Annotated in this window: 18 protein-coding genes; 10 read left to right on the top strand and 8 right to left on the bottom strand. The window is 61.8% G+C overall.

Annotated features, from left to right (window positions below; all coding sequences use genetic code 11):
* Positions 1–168: 168 nt before the first annotated feature.
* Complete coding sequence (gene cysS / locus EDC35_RS16585; RefSeq protein WP_132978379.1) at positions 169–1557, bottom strand: cysteine--tRNA ligase; 1389 nt, start codon at positions 1555–1557, stop codon at positions 169–171.
* A 277-nt stretch (positions 1558–1834) separates the two neighbouring features.
* Here cysS and EDC35_RS16580 point away from each other — a divergent pair, with 277 nt between their 5' ends.
* Together EDC35_RS16580 and EDC35_RS16575 are read left to right on the top strand one after the other, a co-directional pair.
* Entirely contained in the window at positions 1835–2323 is a 489-nt protein-coding gene (locus EDC35_RS16580) for a peptidylprolyl isomerase (protein ID WP_132978378.1), read from the top strand.
* Between the two features lie 256 nt (positions 2324–2579).
* Positions 2580–3215, top strand: a complete 636-nt coding sequence (locus EDC35_RS16575; protein ID WP_132978377.1) for a carbonic anhydrase — start codon at positions 2580–2582, stop codon at positions 3213–3215.
* A gap of 203 nt (positions 3216–3418) precedes the next feature.
* Here the strand turns inward: EDC35_RS16575 and EDC35_RS16570 are convergent, their stop codons facing one another.
* On the bottom strand, positions 3419–4225 hold the full coding sequence (locus tag EDC35_RS16570) for a M90 family metallopeptidase (RefSeq protein WP_132978376.1): 807 nt from the start codon (positions 4223–4225) through the stop codon (positions 3419–3421).
* A 93-nt stretch (positions 4226–4318) separates the two neighbouring features.
* Between EDC35_RS16570 and EDC35_RS16565 the strand changes: the two genes are divergently transcribed.
* The 4 genes from EDC35_RS16565 to EDC35_RS16550 all read left to right on the top strand — a co-directional run bounded on the left by EDC35_RS16565 (position 4319) and on the right by EDC35_RS16550 (position 7124).
* Entirely contained in the window at positions 4319–4960 is a 642-nt protein-coding gene (locus tag EDC35_RS16565; RefSeq protein ID WP_132978375.1) for an SCO family protein, read from the top strand.
* A gap of 47 nt (positions 4961–5007) precedes the next feature.
* Complete coding sequence (locus tag EDC35_RS16560; RefSeq protein WP_132978374.1) at positions 5008–5481, top strand: copper chaperone PCu(A)C; 474 nt, start codon at positions 5008–5010, stop codon at positions 5479–5481.
* A gap of 92 nt (positions 5482–5573) precedes the next feature.
* Positions 5574–6203 (top strand): c-type cytochrome, encoded by a 630-nt coding sequence (locus tag EDC35_RS16555; RefSeq protein WP_132978373.1) that lies wholly within the window; start codon positions 5574–5576, stop codon positions 6201–6203.
* Positions 6204–6344: 141 nt separating this feature from the next.
* Complete coding sequence (locus EDC35_RS16550; RefSeq protein WP_132978372.1) at positions 6345–7124, top strand: endonuclease/exonuclease/phosphatase family protein; 780 nt, start codon at positions 6345–6347, stop codon at positions 7122–7124.
* 189 nt (positions 7125–7313) lie between these two features.
* Here EDC35_RS16550 and EDC35_RS16545 read toward each other — a convergent pair whose 3' ends face one another.
* From EDC35_RS16545 to ftsY, 6 genes are all read right to left on the bottom strand, one after another.
* Positions 7314–9740, bottom strand: a complete 2427-nt coding sequence (locus EDC35_RS16545; protein ID WP_165903461.1) for a putative bifunctional diguanylate cyclase/phosphodiesterase — start codon at positions 9738–9740, stop codon at positions 7314–7316.
* Positions 9737–10180, bottom strand: a complete 444-nt coding sequence (locus EDC35_RS16540) for a type 2 periplasmic-binding domain-containing protein (RefSeq protein ID WP_132978370.1) — start codon at positions 10178–10180, stop codon at positions 9737–9739. Before EDC35_RS16540 ends, EDC35_RS16545 begins: the two co-directional genes overlap by 4 nt.
* 9 nt (positions 10181–10189) lie before the next feature.
* Complete coding sequence (locus EDC35_RS16535) at positions 10190–11392, bottom strand: hypothetical protein (RefSeq protein ID WP_132978369.1); 1203 nt, start codon at positions 11390–11392, stop codon at positions 10190–10192.
* A 134-nt stretch (positions 11393–11526) separates the two neighbouring features.
* On the bottom strand, positions 11527–12492 hold the full coding sequence (gene ftsX, locus EDC35_RS16530; RefSeq protein WP_132978368.1) for a permease-like cell division protein FtsX: 966 nt from the start codon (positions 12490–12492) through the stop codon (positions 11527–11529).
* A 3-nt stretch (positions 12493–12495) separates the two neighbouring features.
* Positions 12496–13164: a cell division ATP-binding protein FtsE gene (gene ftsE / locus EDC35_RS16525; RefSeq protein WP_132978367.1), complete on the bottom strand. Its 669-nt coding sequence runs from the start codon at positions 13162–13164 to the stop codon at positions 12496–12498.
* 120 nt (positions 13165–13284) lie between these two features.
* Positions 13285–14535, bottom strand: coding sequence for a signal recognition particle-docking protein FtsY (gene ftsY / locus EDC35_RS16520; protein WP_207896287.1), 1251 nt, complete (start codon positions 14533–14535; stop codon positions 13285–13287).
* A 415-nt stretch (positions 14536–14950) separates the two neighbouring features.
* Between ftsY and EDC35_RS16515 the strand changes: the two genes are divergently transcribed.
* Genes EDC35_RS16515 through EDC35_RS16500 form a run of 4 tightly spaced genes read left to right on the top strand, consistent with a single transcriptional unit; the run spans position 14951 to position 18892 of the window.
* Entirely contained in the window at positions 14951–15949 is a 999-nt protein-coding gene (locus EDC35_RS16515) for a zinc-dependent alcohol dehydrogenase family protein (RefSeq protein WP_132978366.1), read from the top strand.
* A gap of 44 nt (positions 15950–15993) precedes the next feature.
* Positions 15994–16572 carry a metallophosphoesterase family protein gene (locus EDC35_RS16510; RefSeq protein WP_132978365.1) on the top strand — a complete coding sequence of 193 codons (579 nt, stop codon included), beginning with the start codon at positions 15994–15996 and terminating at the stop codon, positions 16570–16572.
* Positions 16541–17323 (top strand): PP-loop family protein, encoded by a 783-nt coding sequence (locus EDC35_RS16505; protein ID WP_132978364.1) that lies wholly within the window; start codon positions 16541–16543, stop codon positions 17321–17323. The genes EDC35_RS16510 and EDC35_RS16505 overlap by 32 nt, the downstream gene beginning before the upstream one ends.
* 57 nt (positions 17324–17380) lie before the next feature.
* Entirely contained in the window at positions 17381–18892 is a 1512-nt protein-coding gene (locus tag EDC35_RS16500) for a hypothetical protein (protein WP_132978363.1), read from the top strand.
* The last annotated feature ends 42 nt before the right edge of the window (positions 18893–18934 follow it).

Raw genomic sequence — 18934 nt, 5'->3', positions numbered from 1 at the left:
TCATCGTTTCATCAGTCCCGCTTCGACAGGTACCCAGCATACGCCGTCCCCTGCCATCGCCCTCCCCTGTTTTGCCTGGGAACGGCGCATCCGTCCGTCGCCTGACCGGATTGATCGAAGATCCGCGAGTCTAGCTGCGTCGAACGGACTTATCCACAAGCACGGACATCACAGGGATCCACGCCGCCAGGTCGTCCCTTGCGGACCATCTTCCAACTGAATGCCGGCTTCGGTGAGCAGTGCGCGCAGACGATCCGCTTCAGCCCAGTTGCGGTCGGCGCGCGCGGCCATACGCCGCGCGATCAGCGCCTCGATCTCGGCATCGGCCAATCCATCATCCGATGCGTTGCCACGCAGATAGCCCTCCGCATCACCCTGAAGAAGACCGAGCACGCCCCCCAGATACCGCAGTTCAGCGCCCAGAATCGCCGCACGGCTGCTGTCATCGGATCGCACCCGATTGATTTCGCGCACCAGATCGAACAGCACCGCCAGCGCCTCGGGCGTGTTGAAGTCATCATCCATCGCCGCCTTGAAGCGATCACGGAAAGATTCAGCACCTGTCGGTTCGGCGGCGTGCAGTCCACGTAACGCCGTATAGAAACGGTTCAGCGCACCCCGCGCGTTCTGGAGATGCTCGTCATCGTAGTTCAGCGGGCTGCGGTAGTGGCTGGAGAGGATGAAATAGCGCACCTCCTCGGGCCGATAGGCCTGCAGAACCTCGCGGACAGTGAAAAAGTTGCCCAGCGACTTGGACATCTTCTCCTCGTTGACGCGCACGAAACCGTTGTGCATCCATACATTCACGAACGGCTCGCCGGTCGCCCCTTCTGATTGGGCGATTTCGTTTTCATGATGCGGGAACTGGAGATCGGCGCCACCGCCATGAATATCGAAATGGTTGCCCAGTGCACAGGTGCTCATGGCGGAGCACTCGATATGCCAGCCGGGGCGACCTTTTCCCCAGGGCGAATCCCAGGCCGGCTCACCCACTTTAGCGGACTTCCAGAGGGCAAAATCGAGCGGATCGCGCTTGGCCTCATCGATTTCGACCCGCGCCCCGGCCCGCAGATCCTGCGGATCCTTGCCGGAGAGTCTGCCGTAGCCGGGAAAACGACCAACGGCATAATAGACATCGCCGTTGTCCGCCGCATAGGCGAATCCCCTGTCAATCAGCGTCTGGACCATTGCGAGAATCTCGCCGATATGCGCGGTCGCGCGCGGCTCGTCGGTTGGCGGCAGCACACCCAGGGCTTGAGCATCCTCACGCATGGCCTGAATGAAGCGGTCAGTCAGCTCAAGGAAGGGCTCGCCATTCTCGTTGGCGCGGCGGATGATCTTGTCGTCGATGTCGGTGATGTTGCGGACGTAGGTCACCTCGTAGCCCAGCGAGCGCAGATAGCGGTAAACCACGTCGAACACGACCATCACCCGCGCATGACCAAGATGGCAGTAGTCGTAGACCGTCATGCCGCACACATACATGCGAACCTTGCCGGGCTCGATAGGCTGGAAGGGTTCTTTGTGGCGGGTCAGGCTGTTGTAAATCTGTAGCATCAGGAAGAATTCTTAATTCGTGGGTCAGTGTTTCGTCATTTGTGGCAGACCGGGTTGTGGTAGAGACAAACCCTCCGCCCCCGCTGACGACCGCGCCTGCCGGCCACACATGACGAGAGGAAAGCGCATGACTTCCATGTTACCAAAGGCATGGATGACGGCGTTACTGTGCTTTCGCGGACGCACCAAAGTCCGTACCATGCGCGCAATTGCCCCTCAAATCCAGTGCGCCCGCTCAAACAGAGTCCGCGCCGTTACCTAACCCGGAGTCACCCGCATGATCAGACTGACCACCAACCACGGCGATATTCTCATCGAACTGGATGCTGAGAAGGCACCGAAGACCTGCGCCAATTTTGAGCAGTACGTTCGCGACGGACATTATGATGGCACCATCTTTCATCGCATCATTGATGGCTTCATGGTTCAGGGCGGCGGCATGACCCCGGATTTCACCCCCAGGCCAACCCGCCGCCCAATCGAGAACGAGGCCAAGAACGGGCTGAAAAATCTGACCGGCACGCTTGCCATGGCGCGGACCATGGATCCCCATTCGGCAACCTCGCAGTTCTTCATCAATGTCTCCGACAACGGCTTTCTGGATTATCCCGGTCAGGATGGCTGGGGCTACTGTGTCTTCGGGCGCGTGACCGAAGGAATGGAGATCGTCAATATCATCAAGGGCGTCAGCACCGGCAGCCGCAACGGTCATCAGGACGTGCCGGTCGAGGATGTCATCATCGAAAAAGCCGAAGTCATCGACTAAACCGCGTCCAGAGCGAAATGCTGAGTTTCGAGTGAGTTCGACGCTTGACGCATCGACGGCCCTTAGTGGTGACGCGGTTTAAAATTTTATATTTCTTAATATCTTAAACCGCGCCCGCTCACACGGTCGTTGATGCCGTCAAGATCGATCCAAACCCAAAACATCGCATACTGCACGGAGCGGTTTAATAAGCCACTATTCTCCGTTTCCGCAAGGCGGCTTGAATCCTGCTTTGCCCGCTGAGTTCTGATCATCCATGAGTAAAACACCTTCCGCTCGCGAGGCGCTGCAACGTCTGCGCGACGGCAATCTCCGCTTCGCCAACAATTGCCGTCAGGCCGATAAACTCCTGACCCATCAACAGCGCGCCGCACTGGCGGTACAACAGACACCGTGCGCCATCGTCATCGGCTGTTCGGATTCACGGGTGCCGGCTGAAATCGTCTTCGATCAGGGGCTGGGCGATCTGTTCGTGATCCGGGTAGCAGGCAACATCGTGGCGCCGTCGCAGGTCGGCAGCGTGGAATTCGCCGTCTCCCGTTACCATACCCGACTGGTGGTGGTACTCGGCCATTCATGCTGCGGCGCGGTCACGGCGACCATCGAGACCCTGCTGGATGGCGGGGGCAGCGAATCGTGCAACATCGATTCGATCGTCAGGCGGGTCAAGCCAGCGGTGGAAGGCTTTCTGGATACCGAACTGCGGCATGACCGCGATGCCCTGCATCGGGCAGCGGTGCGCGCGAACGTGCGCGCCTCGGCGGATCATCTGCGGCATGGCTCGGCGATCATCGAATCGCTGATCGAGCGTGACGGTCTGCTGGTGGTCGGGGCCGAATATGCGCTGGAAACCGGTCTGGTTGATTTTTTCGACGGTGTTCCAACCGATTAAACCGCGTCCAGCGCGATAGGCGTCATTTTCAATTTGTGTTTGGCTTTGGAGATGTCATCGATCTCAGTGGAGACGCGGTTTAAAATTTTATATTTTTTAATATCTTAAACCGCGCCCGCTCGAACGGTCGTCGATTCTGTCAAGGCCGACTCAATTCCCAAACATCAGATACCGCAGCGGGCACGGTTTAAGCCCACAGCGGCTCACCGCCCTGGAACAAATCGGCATGCCGGCTCTCCAGAACCGTGCCGCCTCAGCGGATCCTGCCGATAGAAGGCCCGGAGCTGGGCGTAGACATCGGGATACTCGCTGACGAGCAGCGCCGACACCTCGAAAAAGGACTCGCTGACAACGGCGAAGAACTCGGCAGGCGATTCGGCGGCATAGGGATCAATCACCGTCTCCTCATCCGCATCGACCTGCCGGCAGAGGGCGTCGTAAGCCCGCGAAAATGCCGCCTTCCAGGCGACAGCCGACATGTCGTCATGGAGCGGCGGACAGCCGTTGGCGACACCATCGCGCATGTCGAGCTTATGGGCCAGCTCATGGATGACGACATTGTAGCCATCGAGTTCCAGTCCGGCCTCCACGTCGGCCCAGGAGAGAATCACCGGCCCCTGCTCCCAGGCCTCGCCACTCTTGGCCTCGTTGTCGAGCCAGACCAAACCGTCCTCATCCATGACCTCGCGCGCCGGGACAAAAGCATCCGGATAGAGGATGACTGCGTACCAGCCGCGATACCAGTCGAGCCCGAGTTCCAGCACCGGCAGACAGGCCTGCAGGGCGATCATCAGACGCATCGGCGCGGTAAGCAGAAGCCCCTGAGCCGGCTCCAATGATTTGTCGCGCAGAAACAGCAGCGCAAGATCGGCCAGTCGCTCGGTCTCGGCTGACCCGAGATTCCTGAGCAGCGGGAGCGACGCCCAGGCCTGCTCCCAGTCCCCGGCGCTGAAGCGCAGACGTTCCTGCTCCAGGATCCGCGTCTGCCACCAGTCGCTCAGGCGGACCATGCGGCACCGAGGAACGCGAGCATCGTCAGACCCAGTCCGGCGGCGGTAGAATGCTTGCACATAAAATGATCCATCATCAGAAAATCCGGATACATGACACGACATCGACTGCTCGTCGCCATCGCCGTGCTTGCCGCACTGCTGGGCTGGCTGCTGTCGGGCTGGGAGCCGACCCGTCGCGCGGCAACAGAGGTGACGTCGGCGCTCGATCTGGCAGCCCCACCCCAGGGCGGTGATTTTACGCTTGATTCGGCAGCGGGTCCGGTCAGGTTATCCGATCTGCGCGGACAGGTGGTGCTGATCTATTTTGGCTACACCACCTGCCCCGACATCTGCCCAACAAATCTGGCCTTTCTCGCCGCTGCACTCAGGGAGCTGACGCCCGATGAGCTGCAACGAGTGCGCGTGCTTTTCGTCAGTGTCGATCCCGAACGCGACGACCCGCCCCGGCTCGCCGTCTATGCCGCCTACTTTCACCCCAACATCCAGGGCGTGACCGGCACTCCCGAACAGGTGGCGCAGGTCGCCGCGCAGTATGGCGCCGCCTATCGCCGGACGGAACAGACGGGCTCGGCTGTAGGCTATCTGGTGGATCACTCCGCTTATACCTATATCGTGGATCCCGCCGGCCATCTGGTCCAGACTCTGGATCACGCCACCCCGCCGGAGCGGATTCTGGCCGTCATGCGCCGGCTGTTGGCCGTTACCCCGTCCAAAGACACCGCTGACAACTGATGACAGTCAAAAACCCTATCCCCATCAATCACCCGGAGCCCGGCCACATGTTTCGATCATCCGCCCTGGCGTTCACCCTGTTCGCCGGAATCACCATCGCCGCGCAGGCGGCTGAGATCGCCATCAGCGATCCCTATGCCCGCGCCGTCCCGCCCGGCCAGCACAACAGCGCCGTGTTTCTGTCGCTGACCAATTCATCGGCACAGAACCATGCGCTGGTGGGAGCGGAAAGCCCGGTCGCCGGAGTCACCGAGCTGCATACGCATGTCAATGAGGATGGGATGATGCGGATGCGCCGCATTGACCGCATCGAACTGCCTGTTGGCGAGACGGTCACGCTCAAGCCGGGCGGTCTGCACCTCATGCTGATCGGTCTCAAGCAGAGCCTGGAACCCGGTGCGTCCGTCGATTTGACACTCATCTACGACGATGGCAGCAGGATGTCAGTCCAGGCGCCCGTGCGCCAGACCGGTGTGCCGCCAATGCAGCATCCTGGTTTGACCAAGAAGCCAAATATCTGATATACATCGCCAGATTTTCCGAACCCCAACCTCAGGCTGCGCGTCGCTGGACGATGGGCGTGGCCGCGAAACGAACAGATTAGGCATTTGCGATGATGAAGACTTGGCTGATGACGGTTTCGGTGGCGGCGGTCCTGACGAGCGGTTCGCTCCAGGCCGCCGAGGCGCTCAAGCCCGGCGATCCCAAAGCGGGCGAGACGAAGGCCAGCACCATTTGCGTGGCCTGCCATGGGCCGCAGGGCAACAGTATCGTGCCGATCTGGCCCAAGCTCGCCGGCCAGCATCCGGCTTACATCCAGAAACAGTTGATGGACTTCAAGGCCGGCAATCGCGCCAATGTCCAGATGACGCCGATGGCCATGCCCCTGACGGATCAGGAAGTACTCGATCTGGCGGCCTATTTCTCGACTCAGACCCAGCGCGGCGGGGCTGCCGATCCGGAACTGGCCAAGTTGGGCGAAGCCATTTATCGTGCCGGCAATCCGGTCACTGGCGTGCCGGCATGCAGCGGTTGTCATGGCCCGGCCGGTCTGGGTCAGGGACTGTCGAAATTCCCCCGCATCTCCGGTCAGCACGCCGATTACATCAAGCAGACGCTGGTCTATTTCCAGAAACAGGAGCGGGCGAACGATCCCAACGGCATGATGCGCGGCGTGACCGCCCGCATGACCGAAAAGGAGATTGCGGCGGTGTCCCAGTATCTTCAGGGTCTGAGCCAGTAAGGCATTCCGGACGACTGACGACCTCATGAGGCAGCCTCGCGGCTGCCTTTTTACTCTCCATCTCGCTTGTGGATTCTCCATTTGCGCGAGGGTTAGCCGCATATCGAGGCATCCGCTTGGAGGACCATCCGCGTTGCGATCATGCGGCAACTGAATCTGTTGAGCTACAACGTGCAGGGGGGAATCTATTCCCGCCAGTACAGCGACTATGTCACCAATAGCTGGAAGCACGTCCTGCCTCATCCCGAGCGACTGGTCAACCTGACCCGCATCGCCCAGCTTCTGCGGCAGTTTGATCTGGTGGGGCTTCAGGAGGTCGATGCCGGCAGTCTGCGCAGCGCCTATATCGACCAGATTCACTATCTCGCCCGTCAGGGCGCCTTTCCCCACTGGTATTGCCAGATCAACCGTAACCTTGGCCCCTTCGCCCAGCACAGCAACGGGCTTCTGAGCCGTTTGCATCCACAGCGGATCACCGAGCACAAGCTCCCCGGACTGCCCGGACGCGGGGCCGTGGTGGCGGAGTACCCGCTTTCGGATGGTGCAGCGCTGGCGGTCATCATCGTCCATCTTGCGCTCGGCTGGCATGCGCGGCGACTGCAACTGGATTATCTGGTGGCGCTTGCTGAGGAGCACCCTTATCTGGTGCTGATGGGCGACTTCAATTGCGGCAGCGATTCCAAAGGTCTGCGCGCCATGGTGTGCAAGACGCAGATGCAGGGGCTCGATTGCGAACTCAAGACCTTTCCGAGCTGGCGTCCGCGACGTAATCTGGATCATATTCTGGTCTCGCAGCCGCTCCAGGTCATCACGGCACGGGTCATCAATTACCCGCTTTCCGATCACCTGCCGCTGTGCATGACCATCGAATTACCCGAAGGTATCTGCTTTGCCGAGTCAATGACGACTGCCTGCGCATAGGGGGCAGTCGTCAAATCAGGTTAGTGCCCTGACTCGTCGAATAGAAAGTTTTCAGACAGGGTTAACAGGATTCAAAACAATGGTTTAAAAATCCTGTTAATCCTGTCAAAAAGACTGTTTTTCGGCGGCGCACCAGATTGAGCTTGGTAGGGTGAAATGGAGGCACCGCCAACTGCCAAGATCGGCTCATCAGGATGTATCGCGCAAGAAACCCTGCAATGCGTTGCCCAGCATGTCCGGCAGCTGATCATGGATGTCGTCGAAGGTTTCGAGCGGTACCGGCGGCGAGAAATAAAAGCCCTGAAGATAGCGGCAGCCCATGGCATGCAGGAGCCGCACATGCTCGGCCTCCTCGACACCTTCAGCAACCACTTCCAGCGAGAGACTGCGCGCCATGGCGACGATGGCCTCGACCAGGGCGCGATCACTGGGATCCTTGTCGATATCGCGCACAAAGCTGCGATCCACCTTCAGGCGATCAACCGGAAAGCGTTTTAAATACGACAGCGACGAATAACCCGTCCCAAAATCGTCCAGATAGATCGAAAAACCCTGACTGCGGACGGCGGTCAGCCAGTTCAGCGCCCCTTCCACATCATCCAGCAGCACGCCTTCAGTGATCTCCAGCGCCAGGAACTCTGACCTAAAACCCAGGCGGTACAAGGCATCCCGCAGTACCTCAACCGGAAGCCCGGCAGGGATCTGCCGACCGGAAACATTGAGCGAGAGAGAGAGTTCACGTCCTTCGGTACGCCACCTGGCGAGTTGGCGACCGGATGCCTCAAGCGCCCACAAGCCGATATCGATGATGAGCCCCGTGTCTTCCGCCAGCGGGATGAATTCATTCGGGGACACCAGGCCGCGCTGCGGATGGTTCCAGCGGATCAGCACCTCGGCGCCTGAGATCCGACTTTCAAGCAGGTCCACGATAGGCTGAAAAAAGAGCACGAACTGCTCTTCCCGAATGGCCATGCGCAGGTCGTTTTCCAATTGACGCCGACGCTCGGCCGCCGCAGCCAGCTCGGGGTTGAAAAAATGCATGCCATTCCCGCCCTCGGCCTTGGCATGATCCAGCGCGAATTCGGCATTGAGCAAAAGACGCGGCAGATCGCCAGTCGCGTCACGCGGATAGAAGGCGATGCCGATACTGACATGGAGTTTCAGCGGAGAACCGGCGATGAAATAATGCTGTTGCAGCGAATGCAATACCCGCAACGCAACACCTTCGGCGTCTTCGCCCTGGTATAGATTCGACAGCAGCAGTGCGAACTGATCCGCACCAAGCCGGGCCACGACATCCGTACTCTTCACACAGGCGCATAAACGCTGAGTCGCCTCTTTCAGGATCTCATCCCCTGCCGGTAGCCCGAAGCCATCGTTGATGCGTTTGAAGTTATCGAAATCCACCAGCATCAGCGCAAAACCGCTGATCTGGCCGTGGGCGCAGGCCTGCGCCAGATCACCCAAACGCTGCTCCAGTCCGCGTCGGTTGGCGATCCCGGTCAGCGGATCGGTCACGGCCTGCCGCCTGGCTGATGCCTCCGCTTCCTTGAGCGCGGTCACATCATGCAGGACGCCCTGCAGGGCATCGGTGTCGATGGGTGTCAGAACGAGATGCAGCCACAGGTTCGCCCCGTCGGGTGCACAGTAATCCAGATCCGCAGAGGTGCTGGAGGGGCGATTCAGACAGTTACGCAGGAGCGATCTCACGCGCTCAGGTGTTTTCCAGCCCAGAGCCTGGAGCGACAGACCGGCCGGCGATGCGGCGGGCGGCAAATGCAGTAATCGGGCGAAACTCGGGTTCCAGGAATTGAGCGCGCCAGCGGTATTGAGGAGAAAGAGACCGGTCTGGGCGTTATCGAAAATCGCGTGATAACGACGTTCCTCGAATTCACGCTGAAGACGCAGCGCACGTTCTTCCTCAAGCGTCTGGACCAGACGGTCCGCCAGATGGTTCACGTCGGTCACCAGTTGGCCGATTTCCGACCGGCTGTGATGCAGCGGCACCGACAGCCGCTCACCGCGCGTCGCATCCATGGCATGCAAGGTGCTGGAGATGGAGGCGATGGGACGAATGATCCACATCAGCATGGCGGCCATCACCGCCAGCGCCGCCACGGTCAACTGCAAGGCCATCTGCAACAGCGCGGCGATCAATTCATGGCGCATCGTCTGACGGATGAGCGCGTGATTGGGGACCAACCGGAGCTGACCGACCCGCTGGCCTGGGTCGAAGGGCGAATGGATGTCACGCACCAGCGGTGCGGCGGGCGCTTCGTCCGGATCCGTCTGTGCCGACACATGGCGCTGGTGGCTGACCAGCTCCGCATCCCCCGCAAGAATCGTGACGGACAGAACCTCTGAATTCTTCAGCAGACCGGATGCCAGTTCTCCCGCCAGCACCTCGTCGTTGGCGAAACAGGCCACGCTGGCCGTACTCTCGACCGTATCCAAGAGCTGCTGGAGACGCTGGCGGGAAGACTCCTGGAGTCGCAATTTGGTCGCGTGCAGGCCCGCCGTGACGGTGACGGCGCCCAGAACCAGAAAGACGCCGACCAGGACCGCTCCGGTGCGGACCAGGAGACTGCCATGCCAGCGTGACCTCAACGGCTTCACGGCGCGGCACTCAGTACGAAAACAATCCTGACCTGTGATGGCGGATCCGTGTCGAGATAGGCCACTGCGCCGGGATTTTCCGCCAGCCATTGCAGCACCTGCTCCGGGGTTTCAGCCTGGCGCGGCGGCGTGGTTTTCCCCGAAAACACAAGTCGGGCCCAATACGCGCGGATTTCAGCCAGTTGTTTGTTGACCAGCCGCTGGTAGAAGGTCGCTTTGAGCGGCTGATCCGCTGGCTGATCAATGGGGAGAGCCGGCATGCCGTTGGGCAACTGACGGAAGCGGCCGAGAAAGATATTGACGACCTGGTCGCGGGTGAGGCTCTCAACGCCGCTGGCGGAGTTCATCACGACCAGTACCCCGGGGTCTGCCCAAAGCACGGTCGTTCCCAGGAGCCAGAACAGGAGCAACCGTGTCAGCAGGACGATGGGCGTTGGCATGAGTTGGGCCTAGAAGATGAAATCCCAGCCCAAGCTGAACACCGTCATCGAACCGTCCCAATCCGGGGTTTCCCAGCGATAGAGAAAAATCGAATCCGCTGTGCCGCGCACGATGTCAACCTGGGCTTTCAGGCACATTTTTTCCATGAAATCCCAGCGGACACCAAAGAAGGTCGTGCGCTGGTCGCTATGGAAATCGGCCTGATAGAGGTCGGTGTAGGGATAGACAGGCTGCTCCAGCGTCCTGGGGGCGGATTTGACCGCCGATAAGCCGATGAAGGGGGTCAGATCGCCACGGCGATAGCTCAGGATCAGATAGCCGGCCCAGGTATCCTGGAAGGTGCCGTGGTCATTATGGGTCTTGCTCAGCATGAACTGACTCTGCAAGGGTCCGCCGTCATAGGTCAACCCGAACGAGGTGAAGCTGCTCCATTTGCCGGCGACACGTAATTCGTCGGCGGTCGCCGTTGGCAGGCGGTCATAAAAGCTCTCGACCGGCAGGTCATGTTCGAAGCGCAGCCGCGAATGCCCGAGACGGATCTGCCAGGCACCTTTGAAGAAATCCAGATAACCGCCTTCAAGAAGCGAGCCGCTCATGTCGAAATCGGGATCTCTGCCGAGCGGAGAAAGCTCTTGGTTGATTCCCGCGTAGAGTTTACCGCGCAGCAGTCCGCCAGCCACTGGAGTGGCCGCCGCGATGTCCAGGCCATCAACCGTATTGAAGGGGAAGGTTCCATAAAAATCGACCGGCGGGCGCACGGTGACATACGAATAACCGACCAGACGCGAATCCGCCAGCATGTAGAACTCTGTGCCAAGACGCCCGGCACGCAGGCTCCAGACCGGATTGGGGTCGTAACGCAGGAAGCCCCAGGTGATCTCGGGGGTAAAGGTGCTGTCGTACTGATAGCGGGAAACCACCTGGAGCACGCCCTGCCACTGCGGCCCCATACTCAGGTTGGCCTGGACCCCCAGGAGCGAATCGTTCTCAAAATGCCACCCACGGGTCAGCCCGTCCGGCTGCGACAGATCACGGACGAACTGCGCAGAGTCGTCCGTGGAGCGAGCGAGCGCCACGGTGCCGAAGCCATTCAGCGACAGATCGATGCCCGTCGGCAGCGCCGCCGCCGGGGTCACGGCTGTCCGCAGGCACAGGAACACCAGAAACAGGCAGGTCAGCGCATATCGAATGATTGCGCTGGATCTTTTCATGCTGACCATGAGCCCTGATCGTCGCAAGACTGTGATCGAGTTGATAGGCGCGCGGCAACAGATGCCGCGCACGGTCGCCTGGATGGTCATGCCGCAGGTTCCCACGGCAAAGGGATCAATGAGGCCGCCCCGATTCATCCTGGCTCCGCCCCGCGCAGATGGCGGTTGACCGCAATCCAGCTTCCGATCAGACCCAGCAGGATGCTCGACGCCAGAATCACGCCAGTCGCCGCGAGTCCTAGTCCGGATAAGGGAAATTCACTGCGATAGAGGCTGGCCAGACGCGAGACCGGGTGTTGCAGCAGCAGCACGGCCAGACTCACCAGCAGCCAGGCGGTCAGGCCGCCGAGCAGACCATACCAGACCCCGGCATAGAGAAAGGGGCGGCGGATGAAGGCCGCTGTGGCGCCCACCAACTCCATGATCTCGATCTCGTTGCGCCGGTTGAGGATCTCCAGCCGGATGGTGTTGCCGACAATCAGCAGCACCCCCATCCCCAGCAGCCCGCCGAGCAGCAGGGCCGCACTCTGCACCAGATCCAGAATCGCCTGAAAACGCTGTAACCAGAGCGTATCCATCCGCGTAAAATCGGCCTCGGGCAAGGCCAGCAGCTTGGTTTGCAGGGCTTCCATGCGTGCGGGAGTCGAGTCGGCAGTGCGCGGATAGATGGCGAGCACCACCGGCAGCGGGTTGGTCTTGATCTGCTCCAGCGCCGCTTCGAAGCCGCCGAGCGCGCGAAACTCAGCCAGCGCCTGCTCGCGGGTCACCAGTTGCACCTGGGCGATCTCGGGCCAGCCGCGCAGCTTGTCAGCGACGACAGCGGCGGCGGAATCGCTGGTCTCGTATTGCAGAAAGAGCGAGACCGCCGCTGTCTGGTCCCAGCCGCCAGCCATGGTGCGCAGATTGTCGGTCAGCACATAGAGCGCGGCAGGCAGCGAAAGCGAGATGCCGATGACCGCCACCGTCATCCCGGTGGGCAGCGGTGTATCGAACAGCCGACCCAGGGTGGCGACGATGCTTTGCAGATGCTGGTTGAACCAGATTCCGGGACGTTCGAGCAGGCCGGGTGCGCGGCTGCGCTGGGCGCGGCGTTTGGCCATGCGTCAGTGCCCCCCCGAGTCCTTCACCAGCCGCCCGTCGTGCAGGGTGAAGGTGCGGTGTGACATGGATCTGACCAGGCTCAGGTCGTGGGTCGCGATCAGCAGGGTCACGCCAACGGCATGGAAACGCTCGAACAGCTCGAAGATTTCACGCGAGAGATCGGGATCCAGATTGCCGGTCGGCTCATCGGCCAGCAGCACCGGCGGACGCGCAACCACGGCGCGGGCGATGCCGACCCGCTGCTGTTCGCCGCCCGAGAGCGCGGACGGAGTGGCACGCTCGCGCTTGAGCAGGCCCACCTGATCCAGCGCGGCGCGTACCCGTCGCCCGATGTCCTTGTGCGGAAGCCCGGCGACCACCAGCGGCAGCGCGACATTGTCGAAGACACTGCGGTCGGGCAGCAGCCGGTAATCCTGAAAGATCATCCCGACCTGACGACGGTGGAAGGGGATCTGGCCGCGCGGCAGGGAGGCCAGATTGCGTCCGTGGACCACGACCTGACCGCGAGTCGGGCGTTCCAGTAGCCCCAGCAGACGCAGCAGGGTGCTTTTGCCGGCGCCCGAGTGGCCGGTCAGAAAGGCCATCTCGCCGACGTTCATCTCGAAACTGACATCGCTCAAGGCTTCGCCGCGTTCCGGGTAGCGTTTGAAGACATGTTCGAAGCGGATCAAGCGCGGCGCTCCCTGTTGCAGCAGTGCAGATGTTCTGAGACCGTCTCTGATCGTTGTCGTAATCGAAGATTCGCAAGCTGACGACAACGAACGGCCTCGGGATTTCCAAGGTGCTGCACACTAGCCGAGCAGCGCATCGAGAAATTCATCCGCGTCGAAGGGACGTAGATCCTCAATGGACTCGCCGACGCCAATGAAGCGGATCGGCACCCTCATCTGCTCGGCAAGCGCAAAGAGAATGCCGCCTTTGGCCGTACCATCGAGCTTGGTGAGCGTGATGCCGGTGAGTCCCACCGCGCGATGAAAATGCTCGGCCTGATTGAGCGCGTTCTGGCCCGTGGTGGCATCCACGACCAGCATCACCTCGTGGGGCGCCTCGGGGTCGATCTTTTTGAGGACGCGCGCGACCTTTGACAGCTCGTCCATGAGGTTGGTCTTGGTGTGCAGACGCCCGGCGGTGTCCGCGATCAGCACATCGGCCCCGCGCGCGGTTGCGGCCTGGAGCGCGTCGAAAATGACTGAGGCCGAGTCCGCGCCAGTATGCTGGGCGATGACCGGAATCCGGTTACGCTCGCCCCAGGTCTCCAACTGCTCGACGGCGGCGGCGCGAAAGGTATCGCCAGCTGCCAGCATGACGCTGTTGCCTTCATCCTGGAGTCGGCGGGCGAGCTTGCCGATGGTCGTGGTTTTGCCCGCACCATTGATGCCGACCATCAGAATCACCTGTGGCTTGCCCGGCGCGGGCTGGCGCACCGGCCCGTCAGCGGCCTGTAGAATGGCGCGCAGATCTTTTTTCAGCGCCTGGAGCAGCGCCTGCGGATCGGCCAGCGTTTTGCGTTTCACCCGCTCGGTCAGATCCGCGATGATGCGCGCGGTGGCTTCCACGCCCACATCGGCCATGATAAGGAGCGTTTCCAGTTCCTCCATCAGGTCGTCGTCGATGCGCTTGCGACCGAGAAAGAGATTGCCCAACCCGTCGCCGAATTGTGAGCGGGTACGCGACAGACGCTCGCGCAGACGCGAGAAGACGCCGCGTTTCGACTCGGTATCCGGTGCCCATTCCGGCGCCGCAGCAGGTGGCGCAACCGGTCGCGGTGGCGCGGGTGCGATGACCGCTGGAGCTGGCTGGACCGGTGCCGGTTCGGCGGCAGACGGCTCGACCGGTGCCGCGCTCGGTGAAGACGGCTTGCCGGACCTGAACAGCTTGCCGAACCAGGGTTTTTTGGGTGACTCGGACAATTGATCCGATTTCGCCTCAGGAATCGGTTCAGCCGGCAGCGGCTCCAGGGCAATGAGCGGCTCGATTGACTCAGTGCGTGGATCCGGCTCAGTCTGACCGGGCGTCTTGTGCTTTTTTCCGAAACCAAACATAAAGGCTTGTTTTCACAGGTTGATGTCAGAGGCATGGCAACGGCTGAACGGCCAGCACGTCACCAATGCTACCAGATCGTCATGTGACGCGCCCCGTCCCGACTGCCAGGCCGGTTGTTCTGTCACACTTGTTTGGGTCGCGCTTTCCATGGTCTGACGCCGACCATGGATGACAGGTGGCATCGATTGCGGTCGAAATGCCCATCAATCATAACGGGTGTTTGGTCGGGAACAGGTTCGCAAAACGCCCTGAGCTTCCCCGCCGCTTGTCGGGCAAGGGCTGCCGCCCTTACATAATTGCTGCTGACTCATCTGACGCATCGGCTGACCGCCTGTCAGACAGGATCCGCCGCGCGCATTGCCGATCAGCGGCAGCCAGACAGAATCGAAACAGATGCAAACAACGGAGCAAGCGATGAAAGCAATCGAGATGCGCGAGACCGGTGGACCGGCGGTCCTGCAATGGGTGGAGCGACCACGCCCGGAACTCAGCGGGCCGGATGACATCCTGGTCAGGCTCCATGCCGCCGGGGTCAATCCGGTGGATACCAAGATCCGCAGAAATGGCCCGCTGATCCCGGATGGACTGCCGGCGATCCTCGGTTGCGACGGGGCCGGCGTGGTGGAGGCCGTCGGCGAGTCGGTCATCCGCTTCAAGCCGGGCGATGAGGTCTGGTTCTGCTGGGGCGGGCTCGGCGGACCAGCGGGGAACTATGCCGAATACCGGGTGATCGACCAGCATCTGGCGCAGGCCAAGCCGCGCGCACTCTCCATGATCGAGGCCGCCGCCGCGCCACTGGTGCTGCTCACCGCCTGGGAGGCGCTCCATGACCGGGCGCGTCTGACCGAAGGCCAGCGGGTGCTGATCCACGGCGGCGCAGGCGGGGTCGGGCATGTCGCCATCCAGCTTGCCCGAGCCGCCGGGGCGCGGGTCTGCACCACGGTCAGCAGTCCGGAGAAGGCCGAGTTTGCCCATGCGCTGGGTGCCGAATACTGCATCAATTACCGCGAAGAGGATCTGGTCGAGTCGGTCATGGACTGGAGTGAAGGACAGGGCGTGGACATCGCACTGGAAACGGTCGGCCCCGAGGTCTTTCGCCAGACGATCCCGGCGATGGCGCATTATGGCGATCTGGTGACCATTCTCGATCCCGGCCCGGAGCTGGATCTGAAAGAGGCGCGGGTGCGCAATCTGCGTCTCAGTCTGGAGCTCATGCTGGCTCCGATGCTGCGCAACCTGCCGCGCGCGCGCATCCATCAGGGCGAAATCCTGCGTCGCTGCGGCGATCTGATCGATCATGGCGCACTGCGCATCCATGTCTCGCAAACCTTTCCGCTCGAACAGGCGCCGGAGGCCCACAAACTGATCGAGCAGGGACATGTGACCGGCAAGCTGGCCCTGACCATGACCTGATGTCAGTGACTCATCACCCGCCCATTTTGGATACTGTTGCGGCCATGCCGCTGGTGCGTGTCGCCATTCTGGCCGACACCCACGGTGCACTCGATCCGCGCGTCCGGGAAGTCGTCGAGAGCTGCGATCTGGCCGTGCATGGCGGGGACATCGGTCACGCCGCCATCCTCGCCCAGATCCAGCCGCGACTCGGCCGGGTGCTGGCTGTCTTCGGCAACAACGATGTGGCGCGCAAATGGCCGGCAGAGGATCGCGCGCTGCTCGTTCATCTCCCCGAATGCCTGGAACAGCCACTGCCCGGCGGGAGCCTGGTCGTGATTCACGGCCATCAGATCCCGGCACGTCATCGTCATCGTCTGCTGCGGCGACGTTTTCCGCGCGCCCGCACCATCGTTTATGGTCACAGTCATCTGCTGACCGTGGATCTCGACGCCCCTCCCTGGGTCGTCAATCCCGGCGCTGCCGGACGCTCGCGCACCCACGGTGGCCCGTCCTGTCTGGTTCTGATCGCGACCCCGACCGACTGGCGCATCGAGTCCCATCGCTTTGCGCTCTCCTCCTTCCATCGGGGTCTGGGATACACTTGCCTGCATGAATGCCATCAACCCGCTCAAACCACCTAAGTCGCTGCTCCGGCAGGTCGGACGCGCCATCGCCGATTTCCGCATGATCGGCGAGGGTGACCGCATCCTGCTCGGCGTCTCCGGCGGCAAGGATTCACTCTCGCTCCTGCACATCCTCAACCATCTGCGCACCTACGCCCCGGTGCGTTTCGAGCTGGCGGTACTGACCGTCGATCCCGAGGTGCCGGGCTTCGATCCGCAATCATTGAAGGATTATTACGACACCCTGGGCGTGCCCTGGCACTACGAACAGCAGCCGCTGATGGAACAGGCGAAGGAACACATGGACGGCGATTCATTCTGCGCCTACTGCTCGCGGATGAAGCGCGGCATCATGTACCGCATCTGTCGCGAACAGGGCTACAACGTCCTGGCGCTGGGCCAGCATCTGGACGATCTGGCCGAGAGCCTGCTGCTGTCGCTCTTTCACGGTGGACAGTTCCGCACCATGAAGGCGCACTATCGCAACGACGAGGGCGATGTCCGCATCATCCGCCCGCTGGTCTACTGCCGCGAGCGCCAGACCGCCGATTTCGCCGCCCGCGCCGGGCTGCCGGTCATCCCCGACTCCTGCCCCGCCTGCTTCACCATGCCCACCCGACGCGAGCACATGAAGACGCTGCTGGCCCGCGAGGAGGCCGAACATGGTCATCTGTTCCCGAACCTACTGCACGCCATGCGGCCCGTCATGATCGAGGGCGGGCTGCCGGATCCGGGATGGATGGCACCCGAGGAAACGCCGGCCCATTGAATGCAAGCCTGCGTGACTGGCGCTCACCCACATCTCAATCGATCAGGAGACTCACTGATGCGCAAAGCTCTGGGCGCCATCGCGCTCTTCTTCGCCGCCGCCAATGTCCAGGCGGCGATCCCCGCCACGCCGGTGATGACGGTCTATGGCTTCAATGGCCCGTTCGAGGTGCCCTATTACACCGCCGACAGTGTCGGCGGCTCCGGGAGCGGGACGCGCGCGGGCACCCTGGTCCAGGGGACATCGCTCATTCCCTGTCTGCCGCTGCGCGACGGCAGGCCGCTGACAGACCAGGACGGCACGCCCTATGTCGGCTTCGAGGTCGTGGTCGATCCGCGTCAGGCGACCCGCGCATCGACTGATGTTTTCAAGCGCGCCGTTGCCGCGCGCAAGGATCTCAAGGTCGAGAATCATCACTGCCCGTCCAGGGTGCGTCATGTCATCAGCGTGCGCAATCTCTATGCGCTGGAGAAGGCGCCTTCATTCGATCCGCCGCGCGCAGGCAGCGGACGCGCCGAGGCTGGCGTGAGTGAACTGGACCGCATCGTGCGCGCCTTCCATGCCTCCAGCGACTGCGATGGAGCCAATGCCCGTCTGACCCAGCGCCGCACTGCGCTCAAGCGCGCCTGGGACGATTTCATCCGTGACAACGGGAAACTGGGCTCGCCGACCACGCTCGCCCGCGCCAAACATCTGGATTACGTCATGCGCACGGCCATCTACGAGGGCCATCTGGGACGCGGCTGCAATGCCTACGGCGCCTGCGAGCGCAACATCATCGCGCTCTCCATCCGCAACCGCGCGGTCGGTCAATGCCAGAGCAAACAGGGCTGCGGCTTCCCCGGCGATTTCCAGGGCGCCTCGTCATCGGTCACGCAATACAACATCTGGGACGAATATCTGACTCAGATCTCGGGGCTCACCTCCTGTTTTCTGCGCCCCGATCTCGCCGGCAACGAGCGCTACACCAAGCTCCAGGCCATGTATGCCCAGAGCCTGCCCGATGTCGAGCGCATCCTGTTCGGCACGGATGACGATCTGCTCAGGGTCTTTCCCGACAACAGCCTGAGCGATCTCAAAATGATGCGTCACTACTATCACGCGCCGGCGATGGGCAAGTGTTTCCCCAACCATCCGCGCGTGGAATACATGACCGGCGCGGTGGCAAAGAAGGGGGACGACTTCGCCCTGATCGCCAACACCCGCATTGAGGTCGGCGATAAGCGCGACGAGGGCTATACCTTTGAGGAATTCCGCTTCGACGAAACCCCGGAGCGGGATGTGGTGCGGATCGAGGACAACTACCCCGGTTTTCTGGTCGATGCGCGCAAGGTCTCGCTGCGCGGGGCGGGTGCCTGTCCGGCCTATGGCATTCCCAGCGGCTGCCGCGCGGGTGAGGCCGGACGCTATCGCAAGGTTCCGAACTGGCTGAGCGAAGGCAAACCGCTGGGGATCACCTGCCGGCTGTCTGACCGAGGCGAATCCTGCCGCGATGCCGGTGCGGTCAAAACGGTCGAGGTCGGTGGTGTCTGCGACCGGGAAATGCGGCCGGTCGCCGGAGTACGTTGAGCCTGAACCGCCGGGCATCATGCAATCATTCACCTTGACGGG

It is taken from the genome of Thiobaca trueperi, assembly GCF_004342175.1.
Taxonomy (GTDB): domain Bacteria; phylum Pseudomonadota; class Gammaproteobacteria; order Chromatiales; family Chromatiaceae; genus Thiobaca; species Thiobaca trueperi.
The sequence above is the reverse complement of the archived record's forward strand: the minus strand, read 5'-3'. Positions and strand labels throughout refer to the sequence as shown.

What these genes read in the sequence shown, in the direction of transcription:
- cysS (WP_132978379.1), bottom strand. Translation starts at nt 1,557, where the DNA reads ATGCTACAGATTTACAACAGCCTGACCCGCCACAAAGAACCCTTCCAG.
- EDC35_RS16580 (WP_132978378.1), top strand. Translation starts at nt 1,835, where the DNA reads ATGATCAGACTGACCACCAACCACGGCGATATTCTCATCGAACTGGAT.
- EDC35_RS16575 (WP_132978377.1), top strand. Translation starts at nt 2,580, where the DNA reads ATGAGTAAAACACCTTCCGCTCGCGAGGCGCTGCAACGTCTGCGCGAC.
- EDC35_RS16570 (WP_132978376.1), bottom strand. Translation starts at nt 4,225, where the DNA reads ATGGTCCGCCTGAGCGACTGGTGGCAGACGCGGATCCTGGAGCAGGAA.
- EDC35_RS16565 (WP_132978375.1), top strand. Translation starts at nt 4,319, where the DNA reads ATGACACGACATCGACTGCTCGTCGCCATCGCCGTGCTTGCCGCACTG.
- EDC35_RS16560 (WP_132978374.1), top strand. Translation starts at nt 5,008, where the DNA reads ATGTTTCGATCATCCGCCCTGGCGTTCACCCTGTTCGCCGGAATCACC.
- EDC35_RS16555 (WP_132978373.1), top strand. Translation starts at nt 5,574, where the DNA reads ATGATGAAGACTTGGCTGATGACGGTTTCGGTGGCGGCGGTCCTGACG.
- EDC35_RS16550 (WP_132978372.1), top strand. Translation starts at nt 6,345, where the DNA reads ATGCGGCAACTGAATCTGTTGAGCTACAACGTGCAGGGGGGAATCTAT.
- EDC35_RS16540 (WP_132978370.1), bottom strand. Translation starts at nt 10,180, where the DNA reads ATGCCAACGCCCATCGTCCTGCTGACACGGTTGCTCCTGTTCTGGCTC.
- EDC35_RS16535 (WP_132978369.1), bottom strand. Translation starts at nt 11,392, where the DNA reads ATGAAAAGATCCAGCGCAATCATTCGATATGCGCTGACCTGCCTGTTT.
- ftsX (WP_132978368.1), bottom strand. Translation starts at nt 12,492, where the DNA reads ATGGCCAAACGCCGCGCCCAGCGCAGCCGCGCACCCGGCCTGCTCGAA.
- ftsY (WP_207896287.1), bottom strand. Translation starts at nt 14,535, where the DNA reads ATGTTTGGTTTCGGAAAAAAGCACAAGACGCCCGGTCAGACTGAGCCG.
- EDC35_RS16515 (WP_132978366.1), top strand. Translation starts at nt 14,951, where the DNA reads ATGAAAGCAATCGAGATGCGCGAGACCGGTGGACCGGCGGTCCTGCAA.
- EDC35_RS16510 (WP_132978365.1), top strand. Translation starts at nt 15,994, where the DNA reads ATGCCGCTGGTGCGTGTCGCCATTCTGGCCGACACCCACGGTGCACTC.
- EDC35_RS16505 (WP_132978364.1), top strand. Translation starts at nt 16,541, where the DNA reads ATGAATGCCATCAACCCGCTCAAACCACCTAAGTCGCTGCTCCGGCAG.
- EDC35_RS16500 (WP_132978363.1), top strand. Translation starts at nt 17,381, where the DNA reads ATGCGCAAAGCTCTGGGCGCCATCGCGCTCTTCTTCGCCGCCGCCAAT.